Genomic DNA, 16889 nt, shown 5'->3' with positions numbered 1-16889 from the left:
CAAACGGATAGTAAAGTAGAAGGGGATTTCTACTACTTTACTATATATGTTTGAAAGGGGTTACAAAATGATGATGAAGAAAGAGGCGTATATGCATGAGACGATTAGGTATTTCTATTTATCCAGAACATTCTACAGTAGAGAAAGATAAGGAATATTTAACATTAGCACATCAATATGGTTTTACACGTGTATTCACATGTTTATTATCAGTGGATGGAGAAAAAGAGAACATTGTTAAAGAATTTAAGGAAACGATTTCGCATGCGAATGAATTAGGTTTCCAAGTACTTGTTGATATTAGTCCAGCCGTTTTTGAACAGCTCGGTATTTCTTACAACGATCTCTCATTCTTCCACGAATTAGGTGCATATGGTATTCGTCTAGATGTTGGTTTTTCAGGATTAGAAGAATCCATTATGACATATAACCCATATGGATTAAAAATTGAGATTAATATGAGTAACGGTACGAAATATGTTGATAATATTATGAGTCATCGTCCGAACTGTGAAAATTTAATTGGTTGTCATAATTTTTACCCGCATCGTTATTCTGGTCTTTCTTATGATCATTTTATGAAATGCTCAAAACAATTTAAAGATTATGGCATGAGAACTGCTGCCTTTATTACATCATTTGATGCGACATATGGTCCATGGCCGGTAACTGAAGGGTTATGTACAATCGAACAACATCGTGAATTGCCAATGACAACGCAGGCGAAACATTTATTTGCGACAGAATTAATCGATGACGTGATTATTGCGAATGCATATGCATCAAAAGAAGAATTAAAAGCGCTTGGAGAAGTAAATAAAGAAAAGCAAACGTTTGATGTAGAGATTTATGAAACAACAACAGAATTAGAAAGAAAGATTGTAGTAGAAGAACCGCATTTTTATCGCGGGGATGTGTCTGAATATATGATTCGTTCAACACAAAGCCGTGTGAAATATAAAAAAGAAGAGTTTAAACCTCATAATACAAGACCGATTAAACGTGGCGATATTCTCATTGATAATGAACAGTATGGCCAGTATAAAGGGGAATTACAGATTGCTTTAAAAGCTATGGTTAACACAGGAAAAACAAACGTAGTTGGCCGTGTTGTGGAAGAAGAAATTTTCTTATTAGATTATTTACAAGCTTGGGATAAGTTTGGGTTTGTGTTAAAAAAATAATATGTTTATGTAAGAAGCCATCATGAATATGATGGCTTTTTTGATGTGAAAAAATAGAGGAATTAAAATGGATAAATGATACAATATAGGGGAGTTTTGGTTAGAGATGGAGGGCGAAAAATGCAGGTAGCATATACGTTAACAGAACAAGATTTTATTGCATTTAATCTACATTATGCAAGGCATTCTAAAATGGTAAAGCGCTCTTTAGTTCTTCAGCATTATATTGTAGCTATTATTCTGTTTGCTGTTCCACTTAGTGTTTTTTTATTAGGACCACCAGATTATAAATCGATGGATTTACCTTTTATTTTTTTACTAGCAGGGGTTATATGGATCGTGTTTTATCCTAAGTGTTTCTATAAACTTATTGAGAGAAATATTAAGAAAATGCTTCGGGAAGGAAGCTATGACAATTTAATAGGTAAGCACAATGTACAAATAACGGATGAGGGGATTATTGAAACAAATAATGGTGGAGAGACAAAGCTAAATTGGAAAGGAATCGAGAAGATAGAAGAAACTGAGGCATATATTTTTATTTATGTAAGCTCGATGAGTGCAAATATTGTTCCTAAACATGCTTTTGCCCACAAGAATAGTAAGAATGAGTTTATGAGAAGCTTGCAAGCCGGTATGGAATCTTCAAGAATATAAAAAAAGGTTGCCTTATATGGGCAACCTTTTTCTATTATTCATATCGTAAACATTCAATCGGATCAAGCTTCGCAGCTTTATTAGCGGGTAGTAAACCGAATAGGATACCGATTAGCATAGAAAGTGCGACAGAAATCAGACCTAGTTTTATTGAAACAACAAGCGGCCATCCCGCAAACATTGCAACGATCCAAGCGAAGAAAATACCGAGCACAAATCCAATGAATCCGCCCAATGCTGTTAAGATACAAGATTCAATGAGAAACTGCATCAATACTTTCCCGCGCGTTGCACCAAGTGCTTTACGGATACCAATTTCACGCGTACGTTCTGTTACTGATACAAGCATGATATTCATAACACCAATACCACCAACTAAAAGTGAAATTGCTGCAATACCACCGAATACACTTTTTAATATGCCTGTGAAGCTATCAATCTCTTTTAAAGCGTCTTGTGGATTTGGTACTTTGAATTTCCCAGTATGCTCTGGTTTTTTCGCATCATTTAATGATTTTACAACTGCATCTTGCACAGCTTGCTTATCTTGACCTGGAGCAATTTTTACTGTTAAGCCGTCATAATTATTTTTCCCAAATAGAATAGGCCAGTTTTCAGCAGAGATAGCACCTTCTTTAAACTCCATGCCACCCATCATTGCTTTGATAGAATATACACCCACTACTTTATAAGGAGTACCTTTTATATCAACATATAAACCTTCCTCCCAAGAAGGGAACAATTTATCAAATGCATCTTTGTGTAATACGATTGTATGTTCAGGTTTATCTAAATCAGTGGCAGTGAACAACCTGCCGTGCTCAAGTTTGAAGCGAGATGTATCTTCAAAGTAATCGCCTTTTACACCAGTTATATCAATATCTAATTCTTTTTTTCCGGCATATACTTTCTCTTTTCCTCTAACATCAGGATATACATCTTGAACACCAGAAATTTTTGAGACATTGTCATACATGCTTGCAGATATTTTTCCATCCATATCAGAATAATCTTCTGTTGTATAGTTTACTGAAAATTGATCTTTCTTTTCTTTACCAATTTGTTCACGGAACTTTGCGTTTGTTCCATCTCCGATTGAGATGATTGTAATAATCGCACTAACCCCGATAATAATCCCCAACATCGTTAAAATAGAACGCATTTTATGAGCGAAGATAGAGGAAAGGGCCATGCGTATATTTTCGTTTGTGTTCAAAATTAACCTCTCCAATCTTGGACGATATTTCCGTCACGAATTACAATTTGGCGTGCTGCCGCTTCCCCAATTTCACGATCATGGGTAATCATAATGATTGTTGAGCCTTGTTTGTTTAATTCGTAAAAGAGGTCCATAATTTGTTTACTTGTCTTTGTATCAAGCGCACCAGTTGGTTCATCAGCTAAAATGAACTTTGGATTATTTACAATTGCACGAGCAACGGCAACACGCTGTTTTTGTCCACCAGATAATTCATTTGGCAAATGCGTGGCACGATCTGCTAGACCTACTTTTGTTAGTGCAGCTAATGCACGTTCACGTCGTTCTTTTTTATCTACTCCAGCGTAGATAAGAGGTAATTCTACGTTTTGTAGTGCATTGAGACGTGGGAGAAGCATGAAGTTTTGGAATACAAATCCGATTTCTTTATTACGAATATGAGCTAACTCCGTTTCAGACATGTTTGAAATGTTCTGTCCAGCTAACGAATAAGTTCCACTTGTCGGCCTATCTAAGCAGCCGATAATATTCATTAATGTTGATTTACCAGAACCAGACGGCCCCATGATAGAAGTGAATTCGCCTTGATTAAGTGTTACATCAATACCATGTAAGATTTGAACTGTTTCTTCACCGTTTTGAAAGGCTTTCGTGATGCCTCTTAAGTCAATCATTGGGCGTTAACCTCCATACCATCTTTTAAGTCTTTTTCTGGTTTAGAGATGATTTGGTCACCTTTTTTTACGCCAGACACTTTTGCTTCGCTATCTGTTTCAAATTCAACAGTAACAGCTTGTTCCTTTGTCTTACCATCTTTCACGATAAATACAACATTTTTATCGCCTTTTTTCACAATGCTGCTTTTTGGAACAACTGTACCAGTTGCTTCACCAGACTTGCTTGTTACGTATACGTGGAAGCCCGTTTGTAATTCTTCATTATTATCTAATGTAACAATAAATTGATAGTTAGATACTGTCTTGTTTTCATCCATGCTCTTTACCGGTGTTGTACCGATTTCAGTGACTTTTCCAGTCCATTTTTTTCCTGGTACCGTTTTGGATGTAACAGTTACTTCTTGCCCAACTTTTACTTGGGCTAATTCATATTCTGATAGCTGACCTTTTACTTTGAGAGGACCGGCAGTGCGAAGGGTAATACCGCTCATACCTGTTTTTTCATTCGCATTTTTTGCAATTTCTTCAATTACGCCATCAGCTGGGCTTGTTACAGAAAGTGTAGTGAGTTTTTCTTTGTTTGTTTGAATCATTTGATCAGCTTTTTCAACTTCAAATTTTTTCATTTCAAGTTGTGATTCAAGTTGTGTGATTTCAGTTTCTGTTGCTTTTAGCATCTCCCCAGGTGAACCGGCATTTTTATCTTTTTGTAATTTTTGTTTTGCTGCATTTAGTTGTTTGTTTAATAATTCTACTTCTTTATTAGCAAGTTTTTTTTGCATTTCGGCTTCTGTTACACCTAACTTCATGGAAGGATCATTATATTTAAAAAGTAGCTGTCCTTTTTTTACTTCATCGCCTTTTTTAACAGATAGCTCATATGTCCCTTTTGATGGATCAAATGCAATTGTTTCAATACCATTTGGAATGACTTCGCCACCAAATTTTTGTGCATTTTCAATTTGCTTTTCTGATACTTTATAGCTGCTGTAAGCTTTCGCTACATCGCCACCGCCAGCAAAAGCAAAATATGAACCTGCTGCAATTCCAATTGTTACTAAACCAGTAATGATTACTTTATTTTTCTTTTTCATTTATTTATCACCTTTTCGCTCGTTTTTGTATCTGTTTTCAGTATAGAAGAGAGAGAAAATATGACAAATCGTTTTAGCTTACAATAACATTACAGTTTTGTAAGGTTAGCGTATGGAGAGAAATAAGGTTGAGAATTTGTATATCTGGAGCCTTTTCATTTAGGGGGAGAGCAGATTGGTTGACGAGCCTTTTCTTTCTTACAATAATATTTATGAAGGAAAGGAGTGAGGAATATGAAAACGTACTTTGGAGCATTTCCGGTAGAGCCATTTGTTCCGTATTCAAAACAACATGTCATTATACTACTTCTTATCGGTATAGGAGCTTATTTTCTTTATCATTTTCAGGATCTACTTCGTCAAGAACAATGGAATATGATGGTTCGATATGCGATTGCCTTTTTATTTATTGGAAGTGAAATTGGACTTGATGTGTGGCAAGTGAAGGCTGGAATTTTTCAGTTGAGTACATCATTACCATTTGAGTTATGTACCATTAGTTTAGTATTAGCAACAATAATGGTTATTACAAAAAGTTATAAAGTATATGAAGTTGTCTTTTTTACAGGGATTATTGGGGCATCACAAGCCATTTTAACTCCAAACTTACAATATGCTTTTCCGCATTTTCGCTTCATAGAATATTTCATCGCACATGTATTACTCATTTTGGCACCGCTCTTTATGACATGGGTAGAAGGGTATAGGCCGACTTTTCAATCAATCAAGCGTACGATGATTTTTTTAAACATATTGATTCCAATTGTTTCGTTTGTGAATTATAAAACCGGTGGTAATTATATGTTTTTGGCGTATAAACCAGAAACAGCTTCATTACTTGATATGTTAGGTCCGCATCCATACTATATTATTTCATTAGAAATCGCTGCGTTTATTGGATGCCTAATCTTGTATATGCCATTTGTTAGAAATGAAAAACGCGTGCAAAAAGAATCACTAGGATCATAATCTAGTGATTCTTTTTTTGTAGAAAATATTTACAATTCTGAAAATTATTTATAAAATAAAGCGGAGTATCAATAGAATGGAAATTTGTATAGAGAGAAGGGGGAAAATGACAAGAAAGGTGATTTCAAATGGAATAGAGATTACAGTGCAATTTATTCTTTCTGTTATTGGTATTATTTGTTTAGGTGCTCTTCCAAAACTATTCGAAGGCTTACATATTAATTTTTCACAGTATGTACAGGCTTTAAAGATGTCAGTTATGAAACTGGTAGATGTTCCAAACTTAACGTATGGGATGAATCGACCGTTATTTCCACAACTATTTATTCATTATAAAGAAACGATGATTCTTTTTTTAGCTTCATTTTTTATTTCATTATGTATAGCTTTCTGCATTGTATATATGATGATGAGAAGTCGTTCGCATATACAGCGGCGCATTAAAACATTTCTGCTTTTTCTTGAGTCCATCCCAGACATTCTTCTTATTATCGGATCGCAAATTCTTGTTGTATGGTTTTTTCAAAAGACAGGGTTTTTACCTGTCAAAATTGCTGCGTTAAGTGGAGAATCAATTCGGGGGTTACCAATTATTTGCTTGAGTGTTCCTACTACAATTATGTTTGTGAAGTTGTTATTACTTCGCTTTGAAACAGAATTAGAAAAGGATTATGTTTTATTTGCACGGGCGAAAGGGTTTGATCGTTTCTATATTTTAAATCGTCATGTATTGCGGAATGTGTTGCTTAGTACATTGTTTTTTGCGAAAACAAATATTTGGTTTATGCTATCAAATTTGTATATTATAGAATGGCTTTTTAACACACATGGTATTTTTGTATTCATTAAAAATTATCAACCGATTGAAGTTTTTACAATGAGCATCTTACTTATTTATATCCCGATCTTTGTTCTATTTAAGTCATTTCATTATTTCGTTCCAGATGCGATGAAAGAGAGGGCGTAAGAGATGTGGAAATATATAAAGCGCGATAAAAAGTTTTGGTTTAGTATTTTATTTCTTGTCGTGTTAGTTGGACTTAGCATTGGGAATACATTGTGGAATGGAGGGCATATTCGCCAAGTTTCGCTGCAATATGACGCGCAAGGAAATGTAGAAGCTCCACCATTTTCGCCTTCATCAAAATTTTTATTAGGAACAGATCGAAAAGGTTATGATCTTTTACATTTAGTCATTGAAGGGGCGAAGTGGACTATTGGTATATCCGCTTTTATTGCGATGATGCGGGTGGTTTTAGGTATCTTTTTTGGTGTTATATTAGGAACCTATGTAAAAAGAGGGTTTTCAAAAATTGAAGCGTTTTTTGATAGCTTTACAGTTATTCCAACTGTTATGATTGCATATTTCTTTCTTCAGTTTGCAACTAGTTTTGTGAATGGAGCAGAGACGACTAGTTTCTTTGAGAGGGCATCATTTCAAGTCATATTGTTTATTGTGCTTGCACTTCCTACAATTTCTCTCTATATTGCGAATGAAGTGCGGAAATTACAAAAGGAAGAGTTTATAGACGCTGCTCGTATACTAGGAGGAAGTAAGCGGCATATTGTTGTGAAACATGTGTTTCCGCACTTATATATGACGTTTGTACTTGTATTGATGCAGCAGTTTATTCAAACGTTGATTCTTTTTCTTCATTTAGGATTACTTGAAGTGTTTTTTGGAGGGACGGTCCAGTTTGGAGGAATGGTCAAAGAGTTAGATTCTTACACACATGAATGGTCTGGTTTAATAGGTGTATACTTTCGCTCTCTATCAGTGCATCCATGGATCCCGCTCGTACCAATTACTTTCTTTGGGCTTACTATTTTTTCAGGGAATATGATTGCACGAAGTATAGAGGATGCGATAGCAAAAGTAAGGTTAGGAGAAATGAACAAAGACGAGGAAGTAGAAGAAGTAAAGTCTATTTCACTTCCTAAAGAAGAGTTATTTACATTTAAACATACGATGTAAAGAGCCTAGGAAACTGTTATTACATGTTAACCGTTCGTTCTTATACAAACATTGTATTAAGTGATAGAAGATGAAAAAGAAGCAAGCATTTTTTGTAATGCTTGCTTCTTTTTATTTAGTAGAAACTTCACCTTCCGTTTGTGTCTGCGGGATAAAGTATCCTACAATACCTCCAATAATTGCTGGGACAATCCAACCAATCCCTAATTTGTAAAAAGGAATTGTGCTTGCAATAGATGTAATAGCAGCTGGCATCATTCCCATATTATCAAGTGCGTGAATACAGCTAATAATGAACGCAGCAATCATTGCACCGATGTATACAGATGGTTTACGCTTCGTATATTTATCAATAAATGATACAAAAATTAAAATAATTGTAATTGGATAAAGAATAATTAACACAGGTAATGTAATTTTGATTAATAAGCTTAGTCCTAGATTTGAAATGATACAGCTGAAAATACAAACATATAATACAAGTTTTTTATACGAGACATTAGTTAATATATTTGTAAAATAGTTGGCAAATGCACTAACTACACCAATAGCTGTCGTTAAGCAAGCAAATATAATTGCGATGCTTAGCAAAACATTACCGCTTGTCCCAAATAATTGGTACATAACAGTTGCTAATAGCTGACCGCCATTTTCAAATTGACCAAGGTTTCCGTTCGATGCTCCGATATAGCCAAGCAAGAAATAAACAATCGTTAAAAAGAAAGCAGCGATACTTCCGCAAATAATTGTGTATTTTGCGATAGAAGCTTTTTCCGTTACACCGTTTTGACGAATCGCATTTACGACAATTGTTGACAAAACGAGAGCACCAATCGCATCTAATGTTAAAAATCCTTCTAAAAAACCTTTGAAAAATGGAATATCTTTATAATCGCCGACAGGATTTGCAAATGAACCTGTTGGTGAAAGGATTGCCTTCGTTGCCATAACTGCAATAACTCCAAGTAAAATTGGTGTTAATATTTTTCCAATATGATCAACTAATTTAGATGGGTTTAATGATAAGAAGTAAACAACCGTAAAGAAAATAAAGCTAAATAGTAACATGGAGTACCATTGATCATTAAAAAGTGGTGCGATTCCAATTTCATAAGAAACAGATCCAGTTCGTGGAATAACAAATAGTGGGCCGATTGAAAGGTAGATAATAATAGCTAATACTGCTGCAAACTTTGGATGAACACGGCTCGCTAAACTTTTAAAACTACCACCTGCAAGAGCAACGGCGACGATTGCTAATAATGATAAACCTACATCTGTAATAATAAATCCTGAAATAGAAACCCACATGTTTTCTCCTGAAGAAAGCCCAAGAAGTGGTGGGAAAATCATATTACCAGCGCCGAAAAAAACTGCAAATAGCAATAAGCTAATGGAGAGAATTTGCGATGGCTTTAAAGTTGTACGCATGTATAGAAAATCCTCCTAAATATCTTTTTGTCGAAAATTCAAATAACTTGTCGAGTAACTGTTATAATTTTAATCGTCTGATGACTAGAAAGCAACAGGAAACTTTAAAAAATTTTAAAAATAATGCGTTAAATTGAATAATTATGCCTTTTTGGAAAAACATCGGTATGGAAGTTAGGGAAAGATAGATGGACAATAAAAAATACACATATCAATAGGATATGTGTAGCTGAAAAAATTAAAAATAAATTTTTCGATCGCGTTCTTCTTTTAAAATTTCAACAGCTTCGCGGAAACGCTGGGAATGAACGATTTCGCGCTCACGTAAAAAGCGGAGGCTATCATTTATATCAGGATCATCTGATAAATCAATGAGCCACTGATAAGTTGCTCTTGCTTTTTCTTCTGCAGCAATGTCTTCATATAAGTCTGCAATTGGATCACCTTTTGCTTGTATGTATGTGGCTGTAAACGGAACGCCGCCTGCATTGTGATAAAATAGTGCACTATCATGATTAGCGTACTGAGCATCTAGTCCAGCTGCTTTCATCTGCTCAGGGGTCGCGTCTTTTGTTAATTTATAAATCATTGTTGCAATCATTTCAAGATGAGCAAATTCTTCCGTACCGATATCTGTTAATAAACCTATTACTTGATCAGGAATCGTGTAGCGCTGGTTTAAATAACGGAGAGCAGCTGCTAATTCGCCATCTGCACCACCGTACTGCTCAACTAATAATTTTGCAAGTGCTGGATTACAAGTACTTACTTTTACAGGGTATTGCAATTTTTTTTCATATATCCACATATTTTCTCTCCTTTATATTTGCCATGGCCAAGGACCTTTACTCCATTCCCACGGAGCATTAGAGTAGCTATTACCAAACTGTTGGAGTGGGCCATACTTTTCTTCAATTTTTTGCTTTTGCAATCTTCTTTTATAGGAAAAATCATTAAATTGATTTATCGCTGTAACATCATCTGGATGAGTATCTAGATAAAGCGTAAGTTCAACTAATACAAAATCGAGTTCTTGCAACTCTTTTATCCATTCATAATATTCATCTGGCAGTGTTTGAGTCACGATTCTTGTCACCTTCCTTTCTTATGGGGGCTTTCATAATAATCATAAAGAGCAGGCCATAAAGTGCCTTTTTGTAAGGCGTCTCTTGGAGGGAATTGTGGTAAATTAGTTGGTTGGAATCCCATATATAAATGAGGAGGGGTTGAATAAAATCTCTTTCCAATCGGCGGACAAGGATCTTTTGGACTATGGTAAGGTGTGTAAGATTTCATAAATTTGTCCATAATGCAAACCTCCTTTATAAGTGAAACATTCATCACTATGTATTGTATTCAGACATAATTGTTATTTATGACTCATATAGAAAAACTAGTAGGGTCAAGGAGGAAATGTACGTGGAGACTATTACAAATTGTATTGTATTAGAAGTAAGAAATTTAAAGGAAACATTATATTTTTATGAAGGTATCTTGGGATTTCAGCCGAGTAGACACCGGCCACAATTACATGTGCCTGGCGTTTGGTATGATATTGGTGCAACGAGAATTTGCTTCGTTTTAAATAGGGAAAAAGGCGGGGATTTCGGTGAGGAAGTGCCTTCTTATATAAATTTTAGTTTGCCATTTTGTGATATGGAAAAAGTACGAAAAAAATTAGAGTTCTATTGTGTGTCATTTCAAGAATTAGAGAGCTGTAAAACGGAGAAAAGAGGTATTATTGTGCATGATCCTGACCAGTATAGAATTCTAATTGCGCCGAAAGAGTAGATAAGGGGGGAGTTAACCGGATGAATAGTACGTATGAAGAAATCGCGTTGTTTGAACATAAATTCTGGTTGAAGGTTCTTGGCGATCATGCGCAGTTTCTTTTAGATGCTTTAGCTCAAAATGAAAGTGAAGATATTCAAAAAGCGATGTATTTTGTCCAAACATTTGATAGATTCCTCAGTAATATTCATACGGTAAATTTGATTGCATTTGCGAAAGATGCACATAAAGTAGCAGAGGAAATTAGAAAATTTAAGTTAAATATTATACAAAAGCAACTGGAAGGAAAAATTGTCATTCATTTTACACCAACTTTTATTAACCATATGGTGAACGAAGTGGAAGAGTACATAACGGTATTAGAATATTTAATAAAAGGAGAAGTGCCACCTGTTTTTCATGAATTGCATTATCATCTTGCTTGGCTAACGGATGCAGCGGGTCATGCAGGTGCCATTTCAGGTGGATTAGATCTGGTCGAGAAACGACTGAAAGAGAAGAGTGAAGAATATGAAAAGCATTTTGAACAGTTTTATTTAAAAGCTGTGGAAATGACAGGTTACTTACGGGCGGAGCTGCATTCTTTTCCAGCTCTAAAAAAATTTACAAAAGATGTTTCATTAGAATTAACACTATTCTCCCGTTTTCTTCACGAATTAGAAGAATTAGAGTTATCTAATCAAGTATTAAGCTTAATATCTGGAAGAATGGCAGACCATATGGCAAGGGAAGAATGTTATTATTTACTGAAACTAGCACAAGCCTCTGGGTTAGAGATGCCAAAGTGTAATCCGCTTTAATTTATACCATATAAAGTGAAACTTTAATTGGTGTGGGGCTTTGCCTCACATCAATTATTAGTTGAACCAATCGGGCTTTTACGGGCAGTTGATTCCCCACCTAATTTCTTTGCTTTCGCTGAATTTTGAGGAGGGGTCTTACTGCCCGTTAATGCGGGATAAAAATTCGCAATGATGTGGATTTTTATATGGTATTTTTGTTTTTTTAGGAGATGCTAGAAAGGAATTATAGAAAGGGGGAATAGAAATGCAATTAGCAACGCATGAATTACGTGACTTAAGTGAACTGATAGCGGGAGACTATAACACAATTAATACGATGTCTACATATATACAGCAAGCACAGGATGATGAGTTAAAACAAATGTTACAGAATCATCTTCCTCTTCATGTGCAAGATTATAATTTGAAGGTGGAATTTATACAAGGTGAGACAACTCCAAATATATCAAAGTTTCAGCCGTCTAAATTAAAACCAGTATTAGCTTCTTATACAGAGGCACCTTCACAAAAGTATTCCCCCGTTACACCAAGCGTCATTGCACAACCACCTAATGATCGAGCAATTGCGACTGGATATTTATTGAATCAAAAGTCTTCTGCGTTTAATTGTGCAGGTTCTTTATTAGAGTGTGCGAATCCAGAGTTAAGAACGCTTTTAGAAAATACCTTTTTAAATAGTAGTCACCATGCTTATGACATTTGGCAGTATATGGTGAAGAAAGGGTATTATCAGCTATCACCAGCACCAAGTTCTGAAATGCAAGCCATAGCGAGTATGTATCAGCCTATTAATGAAGGATAACCAAAAAAGATTGACAAGTTCTATCAAATATTTTAAGGTGATTTTATAAGATTGCGTATATAAAGGGGAGTAACTTGTCACAATAAAGTCGTCATTACAGGGAGAAACCCTCGGCTTTATTGGCAACGATTTGTTGTTAGTGAGACCTTTACCAGCAATGGTAAAGGCCCCTTATTGTTTTTTTTAGGACCTTTACTATATTTGGTAAAGGTCCTTTTTGTATGCAGAAAAAGGAGAGGTGAAAAATGAAAAAGTTTATAAACCGATTTCGATTTATGCTTCATTTTCGTCAATTTGGTCCATTTTTATATGACTTTTTTACATCAAAAGAAATCGCTATGAAAAAGAAAGTATTATCGATTGTATTTTTAATCGGGTATGTCGTATTTCCATTTGATATTATCCCTGATTTTTTGCTATTCTTTGGGGGATTAGATGATATTGCTGTTGTCTTATTTATTTTACAGCGAATTGTGAAAATGGCACCGAAGCACTTACAAGAAAAATATAATTTAAATAAAGGATAGGAGTTCATAAATGGAGCAGTTTATTTTAGATGTAATTGAGTATTTAAAGCAGTTTTCTTATTTCGGTGTAATTCTAGCATTAACATTTGAGTTTATTCCAGCAGAAATTGTGTTGCCGCTTGTTGGATATTGGGTATACGAAGGAGATATGAATTTTTGGTTCGCAGTATTAGCTGGAACGATCGGAGGAACGACGGGGCCGCTAACACTATATGCGCTCGGTTATTATGGTGGTCGACCGTTATTACTGAAATATGGAAAATACTTTTTTATAAAGGAAGAACAGATTCAAAAAGCAGATCATTTCTTTGAAAAATATGGACCAGCTGTGGCGTTTCTTGGCCGATTTATTCCAGGGGTTCGTACACTTATTTCAGTTCCATGTGGAATCGCCAAAATGAACATTTGGCAATTTAGCATATACACGTTTATAGCGATGTTGCCACTCACAACGCTATATGTATATGTAGGATTGAAATTAGGACCTCATTGGAAAAAAGCAGGTACGATTGTTGAACAATATACATTACCGATACTAGGGGTTGTTTGTTTCATTGTGATAGGAATGTTCATTTTCAAGTTTGTGAAAAAGAAAAATAAAGCGGAGTCTATGTGAAAGATGATGAGACTTTTGTTTGATTAAAAGTATTTTAGACGATAGAAAAAGTATTGGACTTAAAAGGTGCTTTCATATACAGAAAGCACCTTTTGTAACATAGATTATCTTTTTATATTGTGATTTATATGATTAAAATCTACTTTTATCCTCCAAACATCTTTTGGTTATCACATAATACTGTTTCTAGATTGTAAATTTAAATCCTTTTATATATTCCAGTAGGGCTAATCGACATCATATCTACTATTTAGTCTAATAGAGATTTAAATGGAACAACTATATATGAGTGATATATAGTTGTTCCATTTCGATTTGCCAACATATAAGTTGCGGCTATGAAGAACAAAAGGTGACCTGCACTCGTTTTTTTCTTTTTGTTTTAACTTGGCATGGGGCAGGAAGAGGATCTGACCGCTTCTATGCACGGCCGGATGCTCTCCCCCACCTAAAAATAAAGGTTTTATGTCGTTTTTTATTTGTATTTATATAGCTGTTGTGGCACTTTACAGGAAACTGACTGTATATTTACAAAGATGTAATATTTTTCATTATTCGTTTAAACGAGGTTAATATGTGTTAGATACAATAATCCTTGTACTGAATCAAACATATGAGGAGGATTTACGTGAGTAGGAACATGTTTCAGAAGGTAAAAGGTCTTATTGGATTATTAGCAGTTTTCATTTTAGCGTTTGTATCGTTTCCATGGAACACTTCCGCACAAACGGAAGAGAAGAAACAAGAGGAAAAACCGCAGGAGAAAAAACTTGTCTTTCCGGTTGTAAGTGACGTACATATTAAAAATAGCGGAACAGATGATACGTTCCGTTGGAAAAGAGCGATTGAACAGTTTAATACACTTGCGCCAAAACAAGACGCATTTGTTGTCGTTGGTGATTTTACAGATTCAGGGTCTAATCAGCAATATGATCGTTTTATGCAAGTATATAATCAATATGCCAATAAAGATGCAGTGAGAATGAATTCACTTGGAAACCATGATTATTGGAATGGTTTATCGGCAGAGGATGCACAAAAACGTTTCTTAGAAAAGACAGGAATGGAATCTATTTATTATCATAAAGTCGTGAAGGGATATCACTTCCTTGTTATGTCACCAGAAGATGGAACAACACATGGATATTATTCTGATAAACAAATTAATTGGTTGAAAGAAGAAATTGCGAAAGCAAAAGCTGATGATCCAGAAAAACCAATTTTCGTGTTCTTGCACCAGCATATTAAAGAAACTGTGTATGGTAGTCATGAATGGGGAACGAAGGACAGTGCAAAAATTAATGAAGTATTAAAGGATTATCCGCAAGCGATTACATTCTCTGGTCATTCGCACTATCCATTAGATGATCCAAGATCCATTCATCAAAAAGACTTTACATCTGTTGGAACATCTTCAGTAAGTTATATGGAAGTAGAGGGCGGGAAAGTTCAAGGTAATATTCCGCCAGGTGCAAGCGATTTAAGCCAAGGTTTATTAGTAGAGGTAGACGATAAAGAAGTAACAATTAATCGTCGTGATTTCCATACGAATTCTTGGACAGGTGAACCATGGAAGGTTCAACTACCAGCTAAAAAAGAATCGTTTAAACATGTAGAAAACCGCGATAAAGAAAAACCATCTTTCGAGCAAAATGCAAAGTTAAAAGTTTCAAATGTAACTGAGAGTTCAGTAACAGCGGCTTTCCCGCAAGCAGTGGATAATCTACTTGTTCATTCTTATCGTTTACAAGCAAGAGATAAAGAAACAGGAGAAATTAAAAATAAGTTATTAGCATTCTCAGAGTTTTATCGTGATCCAGTGCCAAAAGAACTTACGTTTACATTAGGTGGGCTAGATAGTGGAAAAACATACACGCTAGAAGCAGTTGCGATCGATTCATTCGAAAATGAAAGTGAACAGCCATTACAAGCAGAAGTAACAACGAAAAAAGAAATTATTGATCCGAATGTGAAAGTGCCAAAGGCGGATGTATTTGATGTTAACTTTTTAGATGGTACATTTAAAGATAACTCATCATTTGGAAGTAAAGGCGATGTAAAAGGAAATGTATCAATTGAATATGATAAAGCATTGAAAAAGCATGTAATGAAATTAAATGGAAAAGCAAACACATTTGGCTATATCCCGTTTTCAGCAGCGCAAAAAGAGAAAGTGGTGAATACATTTACATTAGAAACGGTATTTTCTATGAATGAAATTCGCGGTCAAGCTATTATGGAAAATACAGAGAGCGGCGGAATTGGATTCGAATCTACTGGAACTGGATATGTAGAATTATGGGCTCATATTGGTGGTAGCTATAAACGTATAGGTACACAATTAGAGGCAAATAAAACATATCATTTAACAGGAACGTATAATGGAAATGAATTAGCAATCTATGTAGATGGAAAAAAAGTAAATAGTCAGCCAGTGACAGGTAAAGTATATCATCCGAATGTACCATTCGCGATTGGTGCAGATCCAACAAGCGATGGTAACGGTGGAGTTCCATTACATGGACAAGTGGCGCTTGCAAAATTATATAGTAAAGCACTTACTTCATCTGAAATAGTAGCGGCATACAATGAGTTTACAAATCGCACAAAACTAGAAGAATTAAATGCTTTATATGAAGAGATTGGTAAAGCAAAAGAAACATTAGCCGGTTCTTATGAATTCGGTGAAAAGCCAGGCCAATATTCACAAGCTGCCTTTACAGAATTACAAACAAGTTATAATGGAGCAAAAGTAGTATTTGAAAATATGGCGACGACAGGTGAGCAAGCAGTTGGGGCATATCACAGTTTAAAAACAGCACATCAAACATTTGTACAATCAAAAGTAGTTGACCAAAAACCAGAAACGCCAAAAGAGAAATTACAAAAAACAATTGATGCAGCAAAAGCTTTATTAGCGAAAGTTCAAGTAGGACAAGAACCAGGACAATATCAAGAAGTTCCAGTTAAAGCATTAGAAGGAAAAATCAAAGTAGCGGAATCTGTAGTAAAAGATACAAAAGTAAAAGATCAGTATGTAGAAACAATGAATCGTACATTAGAATATGCGATGCAGCTTGTTGAAAAGAGTGTAAATAAGTAAACAAAAAAAGAAGCTTGTCATGGCAAGCTTCTTTTTTGTTA

18 protein-coding genes are annotated in these 16889 nt (G+C 35.0%); 11 read left to right on the top strand and 7 right to left on the bottom strand.

What is annotated here, in order from left to right; genetic code table 11:
• The first annotated feature begins 95 nt into the window (after window positions 1-95).
• Window positions 96-1184, top strand: a complete 1089-nt coding sequence (locus ORL93_RS10850; RefSeq protein ID WP_265959048.1) for a DUF871 domain-containing protein — start codon at window positions 96-98, stop codon at window positions 1182-1184.
• A 120-nt stretch (window positions 1185-1304) separates the two neighbouring features.
• Window positions 1305-1841, top strand: coding sequence for a YcxB family protein (locus ORL93_RS10845; protein WP_265959047.1), 537 nt, complete (start codon window positions 1305-1307; stop codon window positions 1839-1841).
• Between the two features lie 34 nt (window positions 1842-1875).
• Here the strand turns inward: ORL93_RS10845 and ORL93_RS10840 are convergent, their stop codons facing one another.
• The 3 genes from ORL93_RS10840 to ORL93_RS10830 are packed head-to-tail and all read right to left on the bottom strand — an operon-like array spanning window position 1876 to window position 4831.
• The gene (locus ORL93_RS10840) at window positions 1876-3033 is read right to left on the bottom strand and encodes an ABC transporter permease (protein ID WP_445012671.1); all 1158 of its coding nucleotides are present in this window, start codon (window positions 3031-3033) and stop codon (window positions 1876-1878) included.
• 26 nt (window positions 3034-3059) lie between these two features.
• Window positions 3060-3734, bottom strand: a complete 675-nt coding sequence (locus ORL93_RS10835) for an ABC transporter ATP-binding protein (protein ID WP_098017810.1) — start codon at window positions 3732-3734, stop codon at window positions 3060-3062.
• Complete coding sequence (locus ORL93_RS10830) at window positions 3731-4831, bottom strand: efflux RND transporter periplasmic adaptor subunit (protein WP_265959045.1); 1101 nt, start codon at window positions 4829-4831, stop codon at window positions 3731-3733. The genes ORL93_RS10835 and ORL93_RS10830 overlap by 4 nt, the downstream gene beginning before the upstream one ends.
• 234 nt (window positions 4832-5065) lie before the next feature.
• On the opposite strand from ORL93_RS10830, the gene ORL93_RS10825 reads away from it, so the two are divergent.
• From ORL93_RS10825 to ORL93_RS10815, 3 genes are all read left to right on the top strand, one after another.
• Window positions 5066-5800, top strand: a complete 735-nt coding sequence (locus ORL93_RS10825) for a YwaF family protein (RefSeq protein WP_265959044.1) — start codon at window positions 5066-5068, stop codon at window positions 5798-5800.
• A 106-nt stretch (window positions 5801-5906) separates the two neighbouring features.
• Window positions 5907-6767 (top strand): ABC transporter permease subunit, encoded by an 861-nt coding sequence (locus ORL93_RS10820; protein WP_040119158.1) that lies wholly within the window; start codon window positions 5907-5909, stop codon window positions 6765-6767.
• A gap of 3 nt (window positions 6768-6770) precedes the next feature.
• Window positions 6771-7775 carry an ABC transporter permease gene (locus tag ORL93_RS10815; RefSeq protein ID WP_006093630.1) on the top strand — a complete coding sequence of 335 codons (1005 nt, stop codon included), beginning with the start codon at window positions 6771-6773 and terminating at the stop codon, window positions 7773-7775.
• 111 nt (window positions 7776-7886) lie between these two features.
• On the opposite strand, the gene brnQ2 is transcribed toward ORL93_RS10815, so the two are convergent.
• From brnQ2 to ORL93_RS10795, 4 genes are all read right to left on the bottom strand, one after another.
• Window positions 7887-9206: a branched-chain amino acid transport system II carrier protein BrnQ2 gene (gene brnQ2 / locus ORL93_RS10810; protein ID WP_097793681.1), complete on the bottom strand. Its 1320-nt coding sequence runs from the start codon at window positions 9204-9206 to the stop codon at window positions 7887-7889.
• A gap of 238 nt (window positions 9207-9444) precedes the next feature.
• Window positions 9445-10014 (bottom strand): spore coat protein CotJC, encoded by a 570-nt coding sequence (cotJC, locus tag ORL93_RS10805; RefSeq protein WP_003195416.1) that lies wholly within the window; start codon window positions 10012-10014, stop codon window positions 9445-9447.
• 12 nt (window positions 10015-10026) lie between these two features.
• The gene (locus ORL93_RS10800; RefSeq protein ID WP_003195420.1) at window positions 10027-10290 is read right to left on the bottom strand and encodes a spore coat protein CotJB; all 264 of its coding nucleotides are present in this window, start codon (window positions 10288-10290) and stop codon (window positions 10027-10029) included.
• A gap of 8 nt (window positions 10291-10298) precedes the next feature.
• Entirely contained in the window at window positions 10299-10514 is a 216-nt protein-coding gene (locus ORL93_RS10795; protein WP_016113226.1) for a spore coat associated protein CotJA, read from the bottom strand.
• A 111-nt stretch (window positions 10515-10625) separates the two neighbouring features.
• On the opposite strand from ORL93_RS10795, the gene ORL93_RS10790 reads away from it, so the two are divergent.
• The 6 genes from ORL93_RS10790 (at window position 10626) to ORL93_RS10765 (ending at window position 16848) form a co-directional block, all read left to right on the top strand.
• Window positions 10626-10997: a VOC family protein gene (locus ORL93_RS10790; protein WP_003195422.1), complete on the top strand. Its 372-nt coding sequence runs from the start codon at window positions 10626-10628 to the stop codon at window positions 10995-10997.
• 20 nt (window positions 10998-11017) lie between these two features.
• On the top strand, window positions 11018-11797 hold the full coding sequence (locus tag ORL93_RS10785; RefSeq protein ID WP_018782346.1) for a DUF2935 domain-containing protein: 780 nt from the start codon (window positions 11018-11020) through the stop codon (window positions 11795-11797).
• Between the two features lie 247 nt (window positions 11798-12044).
• Complete coding sequence (locus ORL93_RS10780; RefSeq protein WP_018766873.1) at window positions 12045-12602, top strand: spore coat protein; 558 nt, start codon at window positions 12045-12047, stop codon at window positions 12600-12602.
• 245 nt (window positions 12603-12847) lie between these two features.
• A complete protein-coding gene (locus tag ORL93_RS10775; protein ID WP_040119162.1) occupies window positions 12848-13129 on the top strand; it encodes a YkvA family protein in 282 nt (93 codons plus the stop codon).
• Window positions 13130-13139: 10 nt separating this feature from the next.
• The gene (locus tag ORL93_RS10770) at window positions 13140-13745 is read left to right on the top strand and encodes a DedA family protein (RefSeq protein ID WP_265959043.1); all 606 of its coding nucleotides are present in this window, start codon (window positions 13140-13142) and stop codon (window positions 13743-13745) included.
• A 640-nt stretch (window positions 13746-14385) separates the two neighbouring features.
• Window positions 14386-16848 (top strand): LamG-like jellyroll fold domain-containing protein, encoded by a 2463-nt coding sequence (locus ORL93_RS10765; protein WP_483298357.1) that lies wholly within the window; start codon window positions 14386-14388, stop codon window positions 16846-16848.
• The last annotated feature ends 41 nt before the right edge of the window (window positions 16849-16889 follow it).

The sequence above is a fragment of the Bacillus sp. DHT2 genome (genome assembly GCF_026241455.1).
GTDB lineage: Bacteria > Bacillota > Bacilli > Bacillales > Bacillaceae_G > Bacillus_A > Bacillus_A pseudomycoides.
Note: the sequence above shows the minus strand (reverse complement) of the source record. Positions and strands in the feature narration are given on the sequence as shown.

What these genes read in the sequence shown, in the direction of transcription:
- ORL93_RS10835 (WP_098017810.1), bottom strand. Translation starts at nt 3,734, where the DNA reads ATGATTGACTTAAGAGGCATCACGAAAGCCTTTCAAAACGGTGAAGAA.
- ORL93_RS10795 (WP_016113226.1), bottom strand. Translation starts at nt 10,514, where the DNA reads ATGGACAAATTTATGAAATCTTACACACCTTACCATAGTCCAAAAGAT.
- ORL93_RS10830 (WP_265959045.1), bottom strand. Translation starts at nt 4,831, where the DNA reads ATGAAAAAGAAAAATAAAGTAATCATTACTGGTTTAGTAACAATTGGA.
- ORL93_RS10850 (WP_265959048.1), top strand. Translation starts at nt 96, where the DNA reads ATGAGACGATTAGGTATTTCTATTTATCCAGAACATTCTACAGTAGAG.
- ORL93_RS10845 (WP_265959047.1), top strand. Translation starts at nt 1,305, where the DNA reads ATGCAGGTAGCATATACGTTAACAGAACAAGATTTTATTGCATTTAAT.
- brnQ2 (WP_097793681.1), bottom strand. Translation starts at nt 9,206, where the DNA reads ATGCGTACAACTTTAAAGCCATCGCAAATTCTCTCCATTAGCTTATTG.
- ORL93_RS10780 (WP_018766873.1), top strand. Translation starts at nt 12,045, where the DNA reads ATGCAATTAGCAACGCATGAATTACGTGACTTAAGTGAACTGATAGCG.
- ORL93_RS10820 (WP_040119158.1), top strand. Translation starts at nt 5,907, where the DNA reads ATGACAAGAAAGGTGATTTCAAATGGAATAGAGATTACAGTGCAATTT.
- ORL93_RS10770 (WP_265959043.1), top strand. Translation starts at nt 13,140, where the DNA reads ATGGAGCAGTTTATTTTAGATGTAATTGAGTATTTAAAGCAGTTTTCT.
- ORL93_RS10825 (WP_265959044.1), top strand. Translation starts at nt 5,066, where the DNA reads ATGAAAACGTACTTTGGAGCATTTCCGGTAGAGCCATTTGTTCCGTAT.
- cotJC (WP_003195416.1), bottom strand. Translation starts at nt 10,014, where the DNA reads ATGTGGATATATGAAAAAAAATTGCAATACCCTGTAAAAGTAAGTACT.
- ORL93_RS10765 (WP_483298357.1), top strand. Translation starts at nt 14,386, where the DNA reads ATGTTTCAGAAGGTAAAAGGTCTTATTGGATTATTAGCAGTTTTCATT.
- ORL93_RS10775 (WP_040119162.1), top strand. Translation starts at nt 12,848, where the DNA reads ATGAAAAAGTTTATAAACCGATTTCGATTTATGCTTCATTTTCGTCAA.
- ORL93_RS10815 (WP_006093630.1), top strand. Translation starts at nt 6,771, where the DNA reads ATGTGGAAATATATAAAGCGCGATAAAAAGTTTTGGTTTAGTATTTTA.
- ORL93_RS10785 (WP_018782346.1), top strand. Translation starts at nt 11,018, where the DNA reads ATGAATAGTACGTATGAAGAAATCGCGTTGTTTGAACATAAATTCTGG.
- ORL93_RS10840 (WP_445012671.1), bottom strand. Translation starts at nt 3,033, where the DNA reads ATGGCCCTTTCCTCTATCTTCGCTCATAAAATGCGTTCTATTTTAACG.